The sequence below is a fragment of the Pinibacter aurantiacus genome (assembly GCF_019130065.1).
Lineage (GTDB): Bacteria > Bacteroidota > Bacteroidia > Chitinophagales > Chitinophagaceae > Pinibacter > Pinibacter aurantiacus.
On sequence record NZ_JAHSPG010000001.1, the window covers coordinates 292,739 to 310,237 of the forward strand.

Consider the following 17,499-nt stretch of genomic DNA (forward strand, 5'->3'; position numbering starts at 1 on the left):
ACTAAGCTGCACTAAGAAAATCCCTTAGTGAAACTTAGTGTCCTTAGTGCCTTAATGGTAAATATCTCAGAGCTTGATCACTTTTTGTGTCGCAACATTTCCGCTGTCATATTCCACTCGCACAACATATTCTCCTGCTGTAACATTTCGCAGATCAACACTATTGTTATTGCTGTTCACCTGAAGAATTGTATTTCCTTGCAGGTCATATATTGTAACACGTTTTACAGTTTCTCCTGTTGAAGACACAATGTGCAAAATATCTCTTACCGGATTTGGATAGAAGCTGACTATCATATCTGACGAGTATTTTAACACTTTTACCGGAGAATATTTATAGTCGCCATCAATATCATTCATCTTCAAACGATAATAGTTATTCGTTGCAAAAGGCTTTGCGGTTTGTGTTGTATACACATCTCCGCCTTTGTTTGACGATGGAACTGTTTGCAGCGTTGCCCAATGAGAACCGTCTGCACTGTATTGCACATCGAATGACTGAACATTCACTTCGTTTGCCGTTGTCCATGAAATCAACACTTTGTCATTGTTTTGCTTTACCGTAAAATTTAGCAGATCGAGCGGAAGAATAGCAGATGCCCAGCTAATGGTATATGTACCAGGCACCAGTGCAAACAGGTTTGCAGCATCCAGAAAGCTGTATGCAAAGCCCGCAGAAGTTGAATGATTGCCTAAAAAACGTACCGACAATAACGCCGGATTGTAATTTGTAATAATGCTGCCGTCAGAAAGTTTGTTACCGCTATACACGAGCCAGTTACCATTCATGTTTGCAAGGCTCAGTATAATGATTGTTTTGCCGGACCCAAGTGTGCCATCTTCAGGATCTGTTCCGGCCAATTGCGCCAAACCATTTGCTGCATTCAATATTTTCGAACTGTTGTAAGCCGGCTTGGCGATGGTGTAATTAAACGAATTGCTTGTTGGCAATTTTTCTACACCAAAGTCCACGGCTGTTATGTCACTGTTACCGGCACCTGTTGAAACGGCTATTGAACCGTTGTATGGAGATGCGGCCAGGCCCGTGCCACTGCTGTTGTTGGTGCCATACTCAACACCTGCATGCGCCCAGGTTCCAGTTAAAGTTGTTAACACAGAAGACGCTGCATCACCGGCATTTTTAGTACCGTCGGTAGACAGAAGTACTGAATAACTTGAGCTCGGGTTCACACCACTAAGCGTGTACTTTCCATTGTTCGCAGTAACTGTAGCTTTAGAAACGATCGTACCGCCGGAAGTCAAATAAACATACAATTGTGTACCATCAATGGTTCCTTTTGGTGTACCATCAACGGCGTTATTCGTCACTCCGTTTTTGTCAATATTAACAGTTCCGCTTACAGACATCGGGTTGATGGTAAGTGCATAGTCTTCAACCTCGCCATCTGTCGTTGCGCCATAGCTTCGCTGGTCTATCTGCGAAGAACCGTTGCCATTTGTTAATGCATCGGTAGTAATTCTGAATCGTGCATATGTAGTGCCAGACCGGAAGGTATTGGCGGCATACTTGTAATTATCAAGGTTGTAAGTAAGCGTATAGTTTTGTGATGTTGTCTTATTCGCCGCTACAGTTGTTGTTGCCAATTCGCTTGAAGAAAAAATACCATCTCCGTTAAAGTCAATCCAGCCGTAGATTGTAGCCGCTTTGGCTGCATTTTTATTGACAGCTTTGATGCTTACTGTATAGTTACCTGTTTGATTTATTTTAATTCCGGTTGGAGGAAAAGTTATTCCATCCTCATCATCATTGTTATCATTATCATCTGCGTCTGCCGATGCACTTCCGCCCAAACTACCGTCTGGGTCTACGTTTGCCGCTCCCAGGTAGGTATTGGCCGTATTCGTCAATGTTGTTTGACCGACTAAAATCGCGGAAAGCGTAGTGTTATTCAACACGCTTCCCGAAGCTGTATTGTTATTAAGATAGTGGAGTGCTTTGCCATAGGAAGAAGGTGCATCACCCAGATCGAACGGCAACACAAGACCTATCGCCACTGCGGCACGTCCGCTTCCTTCGACCGTTACATTACTCAGGCTGCTGACACCTGCAGAATAGGCAACGCCTTGCATATCCACATTGGAAAATACATTATCGTAAAAAGAAAAAGTTTTCTTCGAGTTGCTAACGTTCATCGTATAGTCGAGGAATGTAAAGATGTTGGTGTTGTTGCGCAGGTCCAGCAACTGCCAGCCACTTCCCGGAGTGGTTGCGCTTATAGATTCTCCTGTCGCCATTGACTCTGCATCGCCTACAACAAGCCCGGGATATGTAATTGACGTACCATTGATGGTTAACTGAACAGCAATATTAAAAGATACCTTGTCGCCATCTCCTTTGTTGATAAGGCCTATAGGATTAACGCCGGAGTATAATTTTTGCAAACCATCTTCTGAATAATTACCGCTGTTATATGCTTGTAAAGGAGATGCAACGTTGTTCGTACTGGTCAATCCCGAAACAGTTGCCGAGATAGTAACACCCGGTGCCAGACTCCAGTAGTAGGTACCGTTTGAAACGCTGGCGCCGTTTGTTCCCCAGGTGAGCCAGCATATTTCGTTGCCGGATTTTCCGGAACCTCCTGTTGCATATGCAGCGGGCCATGGCGATGAAATAGTTTGTGAAAATGTGTTTGAAATGCACGTGAGAATAACAGACACGCAAAGGCCTGCCCATAGCAGAAAAGTTTTCATTGCTCGGTTTAGTGTTGTTTAGGTAATAAGTTTAAAAGCTTACACGGGGACAGGTTCATGAAAAGTTTCCTGGAGGATGCTCGGATTGGAGTTGATATCAACCAACAATATTAAACTGTCACAAGATAAGTAACAGCTAAAACAGTCTCTGGATCAACGGTTGCCAAAAGTAAGTGTTTTTACTTACGGGTAAGCGCAGGTGAAAATATTTGTAAGGTAGATTGTAGGAAATAAAAAGTAAAAAGTAAAAATTCAAAAAGGCTGATACCCAATTGCCGGGAGGGAGTTGAGAGTGGAGAGTGGAGAGTGGAGAGTGGAGAGTTGTTAGTTATTAGTTGTTAGTTGTTAGGAGGCGTGTTGCCCATCATACATTTCAACCTTCAACTCTCAACTCTCCACTCTCCACTCTCAATTCTCAATCGTTCATTACTTCTGCAAGTTTCTTATCTAGTGCAAGTGCTTCTTCTTCTGTTCCTTTATCGTAGCGGCCAATGATGACGCCATTTTTATCAATGAGTATTTTTGTAGGCAAACTGTGAATACCAAATTTCTCACTGATGTCCTTATCGTTGGATTCTCCTTTTCTTATTTTTTCCCAATCCATTCCGCGAAGCACATTGTTCCACATGTCGGTTCCATCTTTTGCAATCGCTTTCTTCCACGCTGTCGAATCCCTGTCATCATCAGAAACTGCTATCACGTCAAACCCTTTGTCCTTATACTTTCCATAGAGTTCTTTTACATGCGGCATACTCTTGCGGCAAGGCACGCACCAACTAGCCCAGAAATCTATCAACACATATTTTCCTTTGAAGTCAGCGAGAGAAACTGACTTACCGTTGATATCTTTAGTGGTAAAATTTTTCGCCACGCTACCGGGAGAGCCTGCTTTTAATTTTTCAATTTCCCTGGCAATGTTCTTGCCGTCACTGCTTTGCTGAATGGTTGATCCAAGTGCATTGTAAAACATTTGCAATGAATCAAGCGATACATCTGTTGTGTGAAAACGCAGATAGTACGCCGTTACATATGACTGTGGATGTTTTGCAAAAAACTGAAAATCCTTTTGGGCTTGTCTTTGAAAATAAGGCTCAAACTTGTCATGTATCGCAGCAGCTTCGTATCTCAACGAGTCCAGCACGTCATCACTTTTCTTTTCCTTTTGCGCCTTGCGCATTGCTTCACCTGCTTTCTCATATGCTTTGGACAATGGCTCCATCTCTTTTCTGATTGACTCTTTTGAGTTCTCCAGTTCTAGAAATTCATCTTGTGTTCTAGAACCTGTGATCACCATATTTTTAAAGTCTCCTACTTTAAAGCTTCCACTCATTGGTTTCGGTTCTATAAAAAAACTCGCAGTGTTTGGGTTCTGGCCAGGCGTACCCTTACCATATTCAATATACGCCATCGTAGGTGCGGCAATATTTCCTTTTAATACAAAACTGCCATCCTTTACAGTGGTACTATCCGTGGTTCGTTTACCGGAGGCGTCTGTGTAGTAGAGCTTTACTTTTTCTGAGGAAGCAGCTCCTGTTATTTTTCCGTTCAATGTAAATTGTTGTGCATTGGCACTATGAACTGCAACTGTAGCAAGCACTATAGCAAAATACTTTTTCATCGTAGTTTAATTCTTTGTGGTTATAAAACTTCATTCAATTTTTTCTCCAGCTCTTCGCCGTGTAGATTTTTAGCGATGATCTTTCCAGTTGGATCGATCAATAAATTAGCGGGAATGGAATTGATGTCGTACTGTCTTGCCACAGCATTATTCCAGTATTTGAGATCAGAAACATGCGTCCACGTTAAGTTGTCAGCATGAATGGCATTCAACCACTTTTCTTTTCCTGTTGGCTGATCAAGTGACACGCCGAGTACGGTAAAATTTTTTCCTTTGTATTTATTGTAAGCAGCCACCACATTTGGATTCTCTGCCCTGCACGGTTTGCACCAGCTTGCCCAAAAATCCACCAATACATACTTGCCTTTGAAATCAGTTAATGACACCGGTTTTCCCAACGTATCATTCTGTGTAAAGTTCATCGCCTGCTTGCCAATGCCTGTCAAATTATTGATTCGAATGCTGTTCGCTACTTTCTTTCCGGGTGCGTTGTTTTTTGCATCGGCAGTTAACTGATTCAGTATTTTCTCCTGCTCGTCAAAATCCAATCTTCCCAGTTCAAAAGAAAGAAGGAAGGCACTGTAGCGTGAATTTTTGTGGGAAAGTACCCATTGTTTTGTCAATGCTTTTTCAGTGGAATCCATTTTCTCCAACTGAGGTTGAAGCGCTGCAAATGCGGCTGTATCTTTTGCATACAGCTCATTTGCTTTTTTGTACAACTCGTCTTTGCCTTTTAATGCGGGTGCATTTTTTATAAAATCGTTATACGCATTATAATCTTTGATGTATTGTGGACCTTCAGCTTTTATATCTTTCATCATAGGACCATCACCTTTAAGTGTTACGTTTCCTTTGTCGAGATATAAGAATGTCATGCAATTTTCAACGTACTTATTTCCTATCTGGATGATGTATGCATTGCCCTCTCCTTCCGGTATGTTCGTTTTGATGACGAAGCCTCCTTCTTTTGTTTGAACGGAGTCCTTTCCGTCGCCGGACAATGTTCTATAATAAACCCATTTGCCGGCTTCCAATCCTTTGATGGAAGCAGTAACGGTTGTGTTGGTTTGGGCATGTAGTAAAGATGCACAGAAGCATGCAGTTAGCAGCATCAGAGTTTTTTTCATTTTACACTTTTTATTTGAAGAAAGTTTTGAGTTGTGAGTTATGAGTTCTGAGTAAGGAGGTTTGCTGTTTTACAACCCAAAACTCACTACTCATAACTCATAACTTCTTAATAACCCGGATTTTGTTTCACTGCTTTATTGGCAACTATTTCAGCATCTGGTATAGGCAGCACTAATTGATGTTTGTCTTTTATAGATGGTAGCAAAGTCTGCAAAGTAGAAAATGGCAAACGCCTTACGGCAAACCAATCCTGGCTCGCTTCGTCTACAAAGTTTTTCATTTCTTCCTGAATTGTCAATAGCTGTAATTGCGGACCTGAATCTGCGGCATCAACATCTGAAAAATCTGTTACGCCAGCGTGTGACAAAACTGTTTTCAATAATGTTTTTGCAGCATCCAATGAGCCTCCTTTTGCTATTAATGCCTCCGCTTTTAGCAAATAAGCTTCGGTGAGCCTAAATGCATACGCGTATTCTGAGACAGGTGTAAAAGTAATATCCGTTACTGAACCCGGATAGTATTTTGTATCTGCAATGCTGGCGCCGTAAGGGCCCTCAACTGTTTGTATTTGCCATGCCGCACGGGGATCGCCTGCAAACAGCTCCTGCATAAAATCATTAGGACCGTAGTCATTATAATAAACATACTCCTGCCACTTCACCTGTTGTGAAGGATATGGTTGTATGCCCATCATTACTTCTTTGCTGGCAATGTTTTTGGACAAGAATATGTCTTTCACACTTCCTTCAAGCACAAATGGTCCGTTGTCTATAATGTCTGTAGTAAGACTGATTACTTTGTCCATATCCGCAGCAGTTCCGCGATTGATCAACACACGCGCTTTCAGCAATTTTGCTGTCCAAGCATTTGCATGTGCAATGGATGAGTTCAGCGATGGCAGACCAGAGATCGCGTTGTCTATATCAGCAAGAATGGAATCGTAGCTTTCTGCAACAGACGACCTCGCCAGATAAAGATTTTTTGGTTCTACAAATTCATTTCTGATGATGATGCCGTAAGCGCTGGCAGGGTCAGCGTATTCGCCGTGAAACAACAACAACTCTGCATTTCCAAAAGCGCGAAGAAATTTTGCTTCTGCGATCATTTGTTTTTTAGTGTCTGCTGATATGTTACTGAGAGGCGCTATGTTTTTCAGAAAACCGTTTGCTGCATTTACAATGCTATAACCATAGGTCCATATATTATCAATGCCAGGCGTTTTTGCATCGTAAGCGTGTTCGCCCAGGCCGCCACCACCATAGGTGTATGAAAGCATGCCGCTTAACTGCGATGCAAACCTTTCATTTACCTGGTACCACGATGATACGGGTACATTGTTGTAGTCAACGCCTCCTACGGCAAATCTGTAGTAGACACCGTTCAAAGTAGTGGCTGCGCTTTTAACATCGGTGATCACGTTGCCGTCCACTTCGGAACTGGATGGATAAACATTCAACTGTTTCGAGCAGGCAGTAATTGCCCAGCTAAACAGTGCCAATATGATGATGTAATTTTTATTCTGTTTCATGTGTCGTATTTGTTTTTTAGAAACCAACTTTCAATCCGATAGAAATTGTTCTTACCGCAGGATAGTTGCTCACGTCAAAGTATCCGCCGGCCACGCTGTACGCGTCGTCTGAAGTTTCAGGATCGTTGCCAGGATATTTTGTAATAGTGAACAGGTTGGTTGCAGTAGCATACACAGATGCATTTGAAATACCTGTTCTTGTCATCCAAGGTGTTTTGTTGAACCTGTAGTTGAGTGATAGTGTTCTCAATTTCAAATACGAAGAATTGAAAATGCTGAGACTGCTGTTGTAGATGATCTGATCGTTCCATAACAATCTTGGCAAATTGGTTCCGGTGTTTTCAGGATTGTAACGATCAAGCATTACCTGGTTGGCATTCGGTGTACCGATGAACTTAATACTACTTACATGGTCGCCCCACATGAGTTTGCCGCCATGGGAGAAGAGGAAGTAAAGATTCAGATCCCAGTTCTTGTAGCTGAAGCCTTGTGAAAATCCTCCGTAGTATTTAGGCGCTGCGTTTGCAATCACGACGTGAAAATCAGGATAGCCGGTTGAATCGAGCTGGAACATTGGATCTCCAATATTGAGGTATGGGAAAACGATGTTGCCGATAAAATTCAAACGCTGTTTGTAATCATCAAGATCTTTCTGAGATTTGATAATACCATCCACTTTCATTCCTGTGATCAAACCCAAAGGCTGTCCTTCAATAAGTGTGGTGTTGCCATATTCAAGACCTGTTTTATCGGGTATGCCCGTAAGATCTGCATTGTTGTTGAGTTTGGTAACAAGCGACTTGTTCCATGTGATGTTCACGGAAGCGTTCCAGCGGAAATTTCTCGTGCGAATGATGTCACCTGAAATGCTTAATTCATAACCTGTATTCCTGATGTCAACTGTGTTCTCTAACAAAGTTGAGTAAGAAGAACTTGGCGGTACCGGCAATGCCAACAATGCACCATCTGTTTGTTTTCTATAGTAGTCAAATGTTGCCTGCAACCTGTTTCCAAACAATGATACGTCTGCGCCGAAATCGGCTTGTTTGGTTGTTTCCCATTTCAATGCAGGGTTACCGAGTTGTGTTGGCACAAGTGCATTGGTTCCAGCATAAGCCAGCGGCGAGTAAAGTGTACGATATTTTTGGTCGCCGATATTTTGTGTTCCTGTCAAACCATAGCTACCTCTGATTTTGATGTCTTCTATCCACTTAACATTTTTCAAAAAGTTTTCGTTGGATAAACGCCATGCAACAGCTCCTGAAGGGAAGTAACCAAACCTGTTATCCGGGCCAAATTTTGATGAACCATCTGCACGACCCGTGAAGGTGAACAGGTATTTATCCATCAAAGTGTAGTTTGCACGCAGGTAATAAGAAACAAGATAGCTCTGTGGTTTATTAGGTTGATCACCTTGTGTGTAAATTGGTGTGGTTGCAGATGACAAATTATTAAGCACATCGTTGTTTGGATAACCTGAAGCTGTTGCGCTGAAGAAGCTTGTCTTTACTGTTTCGTAAGAAAATCCACCCAGGATATTTACAGCATGAATATCTTTCCATTTATTGGTATAGCCCAATGTATTTTCAATGAACCAATCAGTGAAACGACTGTTGGCATTGTTACCTATGCCTCCATTGGAAGACACGTTTCCGTAAAAACTTCCGATTTGCAGGTAGTCAGGAGTATACAGTTTCTGCGTATAGTTCTGGCTGTTTAACGATACGGTGCTCTTGAATTGCAAATGTGGGTTGAAGTCATAAATCGCACTGATAGAACCCAGCAGGCTTGTGCTTTTTGAATTGTTGACTGCTGTAGTCATAGCCAATGGGTTTTCATATCCCAGGTAGCTGGCCGCTACTGTAGCAAAATTTTGGAAAGCTCCTGTAGAATCGTATGGACTCCAGTCTGGTCTTGCTCGCAAAGCCTGTTGATATGCACCATTGGTAATGTTCTGATTCACATAACCGAGGTTAAGGTTGGTGATAAATTTGAAATGTTTACTGAACTCTGTTTCCAGGTTCACCTTGCCGGATACGCGTTCATAATCCGTTCCCACTACCACTCCCGGTGTATTGTTGTAGGCAAAAGATGTGTAGTATCTTGTTGAACCGCCACCGCCTTGTACAGACACTTCTGCATTGTTTGCAAATGCTGTTCTGGTAACAAGGTCAACCCAGTCTGTATTGTATTTACCAAAATAGTTTGGATCGTTTACAATTTTTACTGCTTCGGGGCGTGGTGCTCTTCCTGCTGCAACACGCGCCGCATTGTCATTTACCGCAGCTTCCTGCAGCAAAGTTTTATATTGAGAGGCGTCCAGCAGTTTTGGTTTTTTAGCCAACATGCTCACAGTTCCGTAGTAGCTGAATGTGATCACGGGCTTCATATCTTTCTTACCTCTTTTGGTAGTGATCAACACTACGCCATTCGCGGCTTTAGAACCGTAGATAGCAGCAGCAGATGCGTCTTTCAAAATAGAAATGGACTCGATGTCGTCAATGTTCAAGCCACCCAAATTATTCAATCCATTTACAAATGCGGTTGACATACCTGCACTTACACCACCTGAACCTGTAACGTCATTACCTACGGGGCTGCTCACGTCATAACCCGGGTTGATGTATGCAGATTGCACCTGCATGGGCACTCCGTCAATTACGTACAAAGGATCGTTGCCTCCCAACAATGAAGTGGAGCCACGCACGCGAATACGCACCGCGCCACCCGGCGTACCATCCGTTTTTGTAACCTCCACACCCGCTGCTTTACCGGCAAGTGCGTTGTCGACTGTTGCAAATGGAATGTCCTGAATGTCTTTCGCAGCAATGGTTGCGACAGATCCGGTAAGGTCTTTTCTTTGAGAAGTGCCATAACCGATCACGACTGTTTCAGTCAGTGAAGACACTTCAATTTCCAAAGGAATTACTAAAGCGATATCAGTATTGTCGATCTTTTTGTCAATCGATTTATAACCCACGATAGAAAAAGCCAGCACATCATTTACAGATGCATGCAGTGTAAATTCTCCGTTGGGGCCGGTCTTTGTACCCTTCTTTGTTTTCTTGTTTAATACAGAAACACCCTGCAATGGATGCCCCGTTCTGTCTGTCACTACACCATGCACGGGGTCTGCCGTTTCATTTTCTGTTATGATAATTACATGAGGAGATGGCTTGATGATCACCGTTTTTTCCTCTATGGAATAAGTAAGCGGTTGACCTTTAAAACACTGGCGCAGCACATCTTCCACAGATGCGCTTCTTACATCGACATCAATGCTTTTAGCAGTTTTTACCAGCCGGCTATTGTAGACAAAATTGTAATCGGACTGTTTTTGAATTTCTTTAAAAACAGTTTCCAGCGATGCGTTCTTGAGAGAAATTGTAATATTCTGCCCTCTACCAGAAGCGCTAACTGAAAGACTAAAGATGAGTAAGATAAACGCCGTCAATTTCATAATCCGCGCAGTTTTGGCTATCCCTTTTTGGAAAGGAATAGAATGAGCCTTTAAATCCATAACTTTGTTTTAGTTTAGGTTAAACAATAAGCAGTTCTAACAAATTGAATATCTGATTTACCTAATCTTCCTGCCGTTCCGACTCGTACTCGGAGCGGTTTTTTTATCAGGTAAACGCTGTGAAAGGCGATCCTTTTTCTCTTTACATATGGTGTTGTTTTTAAGTTTTTTTAATGTTGTTCAAATGGTTATTTCCTGACAATTATTTTCTTTCCCTCTATTTCAAAATGCACACCGCCACTCATTTCCATGTATTGCAGCAATTTCGAAACAGGTACGTTGCGGGATATATTCATCGTGTAGATGTCGTAAATTTTATCGTTAAACGAAACTTCCACGTCGTACCATCTTGCCACTTGCTTCATAATAGTTTCCAGGCTGACTTCTGAAAAAGCAAAACGTCCGTTTTTCCATGCAATGACTTCGTCGACATCTATGTCACTTTTTACCTGCAGGCTTTGATTTTTGGCCACTTGCGATTGTTGTCCCGGCTTTAAAATTCTTGCAGCGTAGTCAACTCCTACTTTTACAGAACCGTTTACAAGCGTGGTTTTTACATAGGCCTCATCATCATAAGACATCACGTTAAATTCCGTTCCCAATACCTGGATGTCTTCATTGCCAGCTTGTACCACGAATGGTGCGGATGCATCTTTCGCAACGTCAAAGTATGCTTCACCAGTGATCTCCACTTTACGCTCCGAACCAGTGAAATGGTTAGGATAGCGAATGGAACTGGCGGCGTTCAGCCACACCTTTGAGCCGTCTGGCAAAGTGATCTGATATTGCCTGCCTCTCGGTGTACTCACCGTGTTATACACCACTTTGTCTTTCTCGGCAGCCTGCGCATCATACACCAGTTGATTGTTTTTCAACAATACTTTTGCGCCGTTCTGCGTAGCGATCACACCGCCTTTGGAGCTGTCAAGTTCTACCTGGCTGCCATCAGCCAAAGTAAGGATGGCGCCATTTTTTCCCGGAGCCACATCCTGCACAGGCTTTGTTACGGCAGCGCTTTCCCTTTCGTTTTTGCTCCCATGATTCCACAAATAGGCACCACCGGCAACTGCCAAAACAAATACCGCTGCAGCGGCCCACCACGTTCGCATGAATGAAACCCGTTTTACTAAAAGAACTTTGCTCTCCTCGTCCTCCTCTTCTTTTACATGATCCATCGTGAATATGGATTTTGCCATGTTTTCAATTTCAGAAGTGGTCAAAGGTTTGCGGCCGTTTTCTTTGTAGGGGTTTAGCATGATCTCCAATTGCTCTGTCAACTCACTTTTCTCATCACTCTTCAATTGTTCGATCAGTTCGTTAAGTTCTTCCTGGCTGGCTTGGTTTTCGTTAATTTTTTTTAATAGCAACAGAATGCTTTCCTGGCTTTTCAATTGACTAGTTTTTACGTTAAGAGGAATAAGGTTGTCTCTATAAAACAGACTCCCGGGGAAAATTTTAGGACTAGTCGAAAATGAAAAAAGTTAAAAAATATTTAAGATGGAGATAATGACCAGGCTAAATCCGGCCTTTTCCATTCCGTCACGAAGGGTGTGAAGGGCCTTTACAAGCGTATTTTTAACGGTGTTTGGAGAAATACCGAGTTGATCGGCAATCTCGGGAATTTTCAGGCCCTGCTCGCGGCTGAGGGTATAGATTCTCCTTTGCTGGGGCGGCATTTGTACCACAATGTTACCAATGGCGCGGCGCAATGCGTCCACCAAAAGCGCTGATTCAGCCGGATTGTCGGAATTGGCATCGGCGTATTTATCTATGTAAACATTGAGTCCTTTGTCTTGAGTGGCCTTGTCTCTGAGGTAGGTAAACGCGCGGTTGTAACCGATGCGCATGAGCCACTGGCGGAAGTTTTCGATCTCCGGCAATTTGTCCCTGTACAGCCAAACACGCAGAAAAGTATCCTGCACAAGATCTTTCGCAATGGCATGCGACTTTACGATCGTGTAAATATTGGCGTGCACCTGGTCTCCATAATGCTGAAAGATCTGCCGGAAAGCCGATTCTTCCCCTTCAGAAATTTGTAGCAGCAGTTCTTTCTCCCTATATGTTCCGTTTTCGTTCAATAGAGTAAGCAGTGTTGGTATCGTTGTAAAAATAGAGAGAAAAGTGGTTGAAAGAGCAGGGAGGCGAAAAATGACTGAATAACTGAATAACTGAGTAACTGAATAACTGAGGTTCAACGTCGATCTGCCATCAATAATTCAATTATTCAATAATTCAACCTTCAGTTTATTCAGTTACTCAGTTATTCAGTTATTAAATAATTAACCCGCCAAATACTATGGTTTTCCGGAATAACTATTATTTTACTGATTACAAACCCTAATCATTGCCGTTATGATAATTTTTTTAGTCATTGCGGGAGCCATTGCCGTGGCGGCCGTCTTCTTAGTAATTTATCGATCGCGGAAAGTGAAAGTTCAGATCAGGAAGCTGGTTGACCAACGCTTCGAACGCATCCGCCCCTTGTACGACAAACTGGAAAACGCGGAAAATGTAAACGCCGATGATGTTTTACCCTTCGCCAAAAATGTAATGACGAGAGAGGCCACTTTTCAACTCCTGCACGATTTTCACAAACTTGAACTATTTCCTCCCGAATATCTTACCATTGTTAAGAGCGCAGAAAGCAACCTTGCCAACTGGCTCGAATTCCCTACTGAACTTGCGGCATGTCCCGACGAACTGGAGCATATAAAACGTGTGACGATTGACTTCGATGGGCAAAACAATTTTGTCCACTATGAGGTTTTCAAATACAAAGTAAATGCGCCCCATTGGGCGGCCAAAGACGGATGGCTACTGGGCGTTGTGGGCCCCTATTTTGACCACAGCAAGCCTTATGACTTCCCGCACGCGACATTTAGCAGAACCGGCAGCACGGTCGACAGAGTCTCAGCCGATGAAGAGGCAATGTGGGTGCATGAAAATATCTTGAATGTTGAACGGTAATTAGTAATAGTTTTCTTCAGTGGTTTCGCAAGTACCATTTAGTCAATAAGCCCGAACCGTCATTGCGAGCCACCGCACGATAAAAGTGTTCTAATATTGTACTGAGACTTGCAACAAAACAAATGTGGCGAAGCAATCTCTCACAGCGTGCACGAGATTGCTTCGCCCGCTTTCCGCTGCGCTTGATTATTGTTGTAATTCTGTTATTCATTCCCCGCTGGTCTCGCAATGACGATGCGGTTTCGCTGATTCCACTTGTCAAGCTACTCAGTTATTCAGCTACTAAGTTCATTCAGTCTATTCAGTTATTCAGTTATTCAATTATTCAATTATTCAATTATTCAGTCACTCAGCCCCTCTCCCCACGCCGTAATCACAAGCCTCCTGCTTCCTCCATAATTCCGGTGCTCGCATAAATAAATGCCTTGCCATGTACCCAAAGCAAAGCGGCCATTGCGTATCGGTATCATTACAGAACTGCCTAGCAGAGCAGCTTTGAGGTGTGCCGGCATATCATCGGAACCTTCATCGTTGTGCAGAAAATCCTGATCATTCTCGGGAACCGCTTTATTGAACCATGTTTCAAAATCCTTTCTAACAGTAGGGTCAGCATTCTCATTAATGGTAAGGGATGCAGACGTGTGTTGAATAAACACCTGGCACATTCCCGTTTTCAATTCGCCAATCGCAGGCAACGCTCTAAGCACTTCGCCAGTGATCAAATGAAATCCTCGACGCTTCTCCGGCAACTCTATTATTTGCTGAAACATTTTCATGAGGCAAAAAAACAATTAATAATTAATAATTAGGAATTAATAAGGCGTCACTCAACGCCTGTTTGCAAAGTTCACATACTGCCCCATCTATTAATTCTTAATTATTAATTATTAATTTTAGTTTCAACAACACCATTATGGAAAACATAAAAAAAGAAGACATTAAGCAGGAAGTATTTGACCTGTATGATGACTATGCACATGACCGTATTAACAGGCGCGACTTTGTAGCAAAGCTTTCTACATATGCCGTTGGCGGTCTTACCGTTACTTCACTGATGAGTTTTTTGATGCCGGACTATAAGAGCACATTGCAAACAACAGCAGGCGATCCGCGCATCAAGTCCGAATATATCAACTATCAGTCACCCAAAGGCGGAGGCACGATCAAAGCGTTATTGTCAATGCCTGCAGATGCTACCGGCAAACTCGGCGGCGTGGTGGTGGTGCATGAAAATCGCGGATTAAATCCATACATAGAAGACGTGGGCAGAAGAGCAGCTCTCGCGGGATTTATTTCCATCGCGCCAGATGCGCTCACACCTCTCGGCGGCTATCCCGGCAATGATGACAAAGGCCGTGAAATGCAGGCTAAACGTGACAAAAATGAAATGCTTGAAGATTTCATTGCAGCATTTGATTACTTAAAAAACCATAAAGATTGCAATGGCAAAGTGGGCGTAGTGGGATTTTGCTTTGGTGGCTGGATCGCCAATATGATGGCCGTTCGCGTTCCTGAGTTATCCGCAGCCGTTCCTTTTTATGGGGGACAACCGGCAGCAGATGATGTGCCGAAAATAAAGGCTCCGCTCCTGCTTCACTATGCCGGACTTGACACAAGAGTAAACGAAGGCTGGCCCGCGTATGAAGAAGCATTGAAGGCAAACAAAAAAGAATACACTGCTTACACGTATGCGAATGTCAACCACGGTTTCCATAATGACACCACGCCTCGTTATGACAAACCCGCCGCAGAACTTGCATGGCAAAGGACGATAGATTTCTTTAACCAAAAGCTGAAGTGAGCTCAACGCAAAACGCCTGACGCTTAACGCAGGGTGCGCCTTGCGTTAACTGTTGAGCGCTAGGCATTCAGCAATTAGCCTTTCCTAACACCCAACTCACTATAACCCATGAAAATTTCTCATCTCAAACTCAAACCCTTCTTATTACAATTTGGATTTACTCTGATCATATTCGCGGCGAAGGGCCAGTCAAAAGACTCTGCAACAGTGCCACGCTGGATCAATTTTGGTCATGACTATCGAAAAGAATATACTGAAGCCCATTCAATTTTTGATTATAACAGGGCCATGCTTACATCATCCAACGATACTTTAGAAAGAAGTTTTTGGAACAGTTGGTTCAGGGACAATGGACCTATAACATTTGAAAGCTCTTTTATTAATGGAAAACTAAACGGCCTGCAAGTTGGGTATTATCCAAATGGCATCGTGGGTTCGGTAATGTACTATTTGAATGGCTTGCCCTGGGATGCGGTATCATTGTCGGATTCTTGCGGCCACACTTATTATCCTGGAAGCCTATCACAAGGAAACGGCACATTGCCTTTTTTAAGCGCGTCAGGAAAAGATCTTGGCTATAGAACTTTCAAAAATGGGCATGTCGACGGCCCCTATCTCCACAAAGATGTTTGGGGTTCAACTGCGGTTGCTGGCGAGGTTCGTTATAAACCGCAATGCGTAAATTATTTTCCTGCCTTTAAAGTAAAATATAAACTTGGCGGTACTGAAATGATCGACGTGTTTGATACAGCCGCTTTTAATGGATTAAAAAATATATTCAATTCTTATGTTATTCTTAATGCGAAGGATTCTGTAAAAGAACTTGAACGAGACTATGAAGATATCAACCAGGTTTTTGGCGATGCAGATGCTGTCCCGGCAGGCAAATGGCGCATCTACGATTATGAAACTAATAAAACACACCAAGAGATTGACTACGACGATTGTGGCAATCCAATCAAAATAACGTACTATGACAAGGAAGGAAAAATCCGTGATGTTCGAACCTATCCTTGTGCATCGAAAAGAAAGCGAAAGATTATTGTACAATGATTCTTGTAATAAAATATCCCTCAATGCTAAACGCTCAATGCCTAACGCAAGGTGCACTCCGCGTTAGGCGTTAGGCATTAAGCATTAAGCGTTAAGCATTTACTATATTTGTGCAGCAAGCATTCAAAAAAACGGCAGGGCATTATGTTGAAAAGGAAAGATCGCAGCCTGATGAAATTTATTTTTTTCGGCAATTACTTTTATGGTCTTTGTGCCGTCGCTCTTTCTATTGAAGCCAGCTTGCAGCAGGAGTTTCCGTTGAATACGGTTCCATATTATCTTTTAGTGACTGCTCTAACTATTCTTTACTACACCAAAGCATATATAACCGACAACGAACACAACAGTACCAACATAAGGTCCATATGGTATGCTGCGAATGCAAAACTTATTTTTTATTGCCAGCTTGTGTTGTATACGGTTTGCCTGGTTTGCGGATTGATTGTATTTCCCTTAAAAGAACTTAGCAGCATAACCGTTCCTGAATGGTTCCTGATCGCTTTGGTGCCGGTGGCGGGCCTGATGTATTATGGCATTAACTTACGCACAACAAAAGCCTACAATCTTAGAAGTGTTGGCTGGTTGAAGCCTTTTATGATCGGTTTTGTGTGGGCGGGAATGGTGACGATTTACCCGGTTTTGTATTATTGCATCACGCACAACATCAGTTACGACATTACATGGGTCAAGTTCTTTTTGTTTGTAAAAAACCTGATGTTCATAACGGTGCTTTGCATTTTGTTTGACATTAAGGATTATGCGACCGATCACAACCTGCAATTGAAAACCTTTGTGGTAAAAGCCGGCTTGCGCAAAACGATCTTTTATATCGTCATTCCATTAAGCATTGTTGGCCTCGGCTCCTTTATCGTTTATGCCCTGAGTCGTCATTTCGGAGTAATGAAGATTCTGATAAACACCATACCATTTATCTTACTTATTCTTGTTGCCTACTCGCTGCATAACCGCAGGTCCATTTTCTATTACCTCGTCGTAATTGATGGATTAATGCTGGTGAAAGCGCTGTGCGGGATTGTGGCGATGAAGTTTTTCTAATGACTGAATAACTGATTAACTGAATAACTGAATAACTGAGTTGTTCATATCCGGTTATCTATTTGTTGTTGGGTAAGCGGAAGTACACTGATTGGGCTTTTCTTGCGTCGCACACT

General features: G+C 42.7%; 12 protein-coding genes. 4 read left to right on the plus strand and 8 right to left on the minus strand.

The features are described 5' to 3' along the window. Nucleotides 1-66: 66 nt before the first annotated feature. The 7 genes from KTO63_RS01045 to KTO63_RS01075 form a co-directional block, all read right to left on the minus strand. Nucleotides 67-2,712 carry a CshA/CshB family fibrillar adhesin-related protein gene (locus tag KTO63_RS01045; protein ID WP_217789259.1) on the minus strand — a complete coding sequence of 882 codons (2,646 nt, stop codon included), beginning with the start codon at nt 2,710-2,712 and terminating at the stop codon, nt 67-69. A gap of 415 nt (nt 2,713-3,127) precedes the next feature. After that, the gene (locus KTO63_RS01050) at nt 3,128-4,330 is read right to left on the minus strand and encodes a TlpA disulfide reductase family protein (RefSeq protein WP_217789260.1); all 1,203 of its coding nucleotides are present in this window, start codon (nt 4,328-4,330) and stop codon (nt 3,128-3,130) included. 20 nt (nt 4,331-4,350) lie between these two features. After that, the gene (locus KTO63_RS01055) at nt 4,351-5,457 is read right to left on the minus strand and encodes a TlpA disulfide reductase family protein (protein ID WP_217789261.1); all 1,107 of its coding nucleotides are present in this window, start codon (nt 5,455-5,457) and stop codon (nt 4,351-4,353) included. A gap of 107 nt (nt 5,458-5,564) precedes the next feature. Next, nucleotides 5,565-6,986: a RagB/SusD family nutrient uptake outer membrane protein gene (locus KTO63_RS01060; RefSeq protein ID WP_217789262.1), complete on the minus strand. Its 1,422-nt coding sequence runs from the start codon at nt 6,984-6,986 to the stop codon at nt 5,565-5,567. Between the two features lie 16 nt (nt 6,987-7,002). Further along, nucleotides 7,003-10,446, minus strand: coding sequence for a TonB-dependent receptor (locus KTO63_RS01065; RefSeq protein WP_217789263.1), 3,444 nt, complete (start codon nt 10,444-10,446; stop codon nt 7,003-7,005). A gap of 248 nt (nt 10,447-10,694) precedes the next feature. Then, nucleotides 10,695-11,897: a FecR family protein gene (locus tag KTO63_RS01070; RefSeq protein ID WP_217789264.1), complete on the minus strand. Its 1,203-nt coding sequence runs from the start codon at nt 11,895-11,897 to the stop codon at nt 10,695-10,697. 90 nt (nt 11,898-11,987) lie between these two features. Next, on the minus strand, nt 11,988-12,584 hold the full coding sequence (locus tag KTO63_RS01075; RefSeq protein WP_217789265.1) for an RNA polymerase sigma factor: 597 nt from the start codon (nt 12,582-12,584) through the stop codon (nt 11,988-11,990). Between the two features lie 274 nt (nt 12,585-12,858). Here KTO63_RS01075 and KTO63_RS01080 point away from each other — a divergent pair, with 274 nt between their 5' ends. After that, entirely contained in the window at nt 12,859-13,473 is a 615-nt protein-coding gene (locus KTO63_RS01080; protein WP_217789266.1) for a hypothetical protein, read from the plus strand. Between the two features lie 341 nt (nt 13,474-13,814). On the opposite strand, the gene KTO63_RS01085 is transcribed toward KTO63_RS01080, so the two are convergent. Next, the gene (locus tag KTO63_RS01085) at nt 13,815-14,249 is read right to left on the minus strand and encodes a secondary thiamine-phosphate synthase enzyme YjbQ (RefSeq protein WP_217789267.1); all 435 of its coding nucleotides are present in this window, start codon (nt 14,247-14,249) and stop codon (nt 13,815-13,817) included. A gap of 137 nt (nt 14,250-14,386) precedes the next feature. Between KTO63_RS01085 and KTO63_RS01090 the strand changes: the two genes are divergently transcribed. The 3 genes from KTO63_RS01090 (at nt 14,387) to KTO63_RS01100 (ending at nt 17,383) form a co-directional block, all read left to right on the plus strand. Beyond that, nucleotides 14,387-15,274 (plus strand): dienelactone hydrolase family protein, encoded by an 888-nt coding sequence (locus KTO63_RS01090; protein ID WP_217789268.1) that lies wholly within the window; start codon nt 14,387-14,389, stop codon nt 15,272-15,274. Between the two features lie 108 nt (nt 15,275-15,382). Beyond that, nucleotides 15,383-16,327: a toxin-antitoxin system YwqK family antitoxin gene (locus KTO63_RS01095; protein WP_217789269.1), complete on the plus strand. Its 945-nt coding sequence runs from the start codon at nt 15,383-15,385 to the stop codon at nt 16,325-16,327. 144 nt (nt 16,328-16,471) lie between these two features. Next, complete coding sequence (locus tag KTO63_RS01100; RefSeq protein WP_217789270.1) at nt 16,472-17,383, plus strand: UbiA prenyltransferase family protein; 912 nt, start codon at nt 16,472-16,474, stop codon at nt 17,381-17,383. Nucleotides 17,384-17,499: the final 116 nt, after the last annotated feature.

Coding starts and splice junctions, on each gene's coding strand:
- KTO63_RS01055 (WP_217789261.1), bottom strand. CDS start 5,457: ATGAAAAAAACTCTGATGCTGCTAACTGCATGCTTCTGTGCATCTTTA.
- KTO63_RS01100 (WP_217789270.1), top strand. CDS start 16,472: ATGTTGAAAAGGAAAGATCGCAGCCTGATGAAATTTATTTTTTTCGGC.
- KTO63_RS01065 (WP_217789263.1), bottom strand. CDS start 10,446: ATGAAATTGACGGCGTTTATCTTACTCATCTTTAGTCTTTCAGTTAGC.
- KTO63_RS01045 (WP_217789259.1), bottom strand. CDS start 2,712: ATGAAAACTTTTCTGCTATGGGCAGGCCTTTGCGTGTCTGTTATTCTC.
- KTO63_RS01060 (WP_217789262.1), bottom strand. CDS start 6,986: ATGAAACAGAATAAAAATTACATCATCATATTGGCACTGTTTAGCTGG.
- KTO63_RS01050 (WP_217789260.1), bottom strand. CDS start 4,330: ATGAAAAAGTATTTTGCTATAGTGCTTGCTACAGTTGCAGTTCATAGT.
- KTO63_RS01085 (WP_217789267.1), bottom strand. CDS start 14,249: ATGAAAATGTTTCAGCAAATAATAGAGTTGCCGGAGAAGCGTCGAGGA.
- KTO63_RS01090 (WP_217789268.1), top strand. CDS start 14,387: ATGGAAAACATAAAAAAAGAAGACATTAAGCAGGAAGTATTTGACCTG.
- KTO63_RS01080 (WP_217789266.1), top strand. CDS start 12,859: ATGATAATTTTTTTAGTCATTGCGGGAGCCATTGCCGTGGCGGCCGTC.
- KTO63_RS01095 (WP_217789269.1), top strand. CDS start 15,383: ATGAAAATTTCTCATCTCAAACTCAAACCCTTCTTATTACAATTTGGA.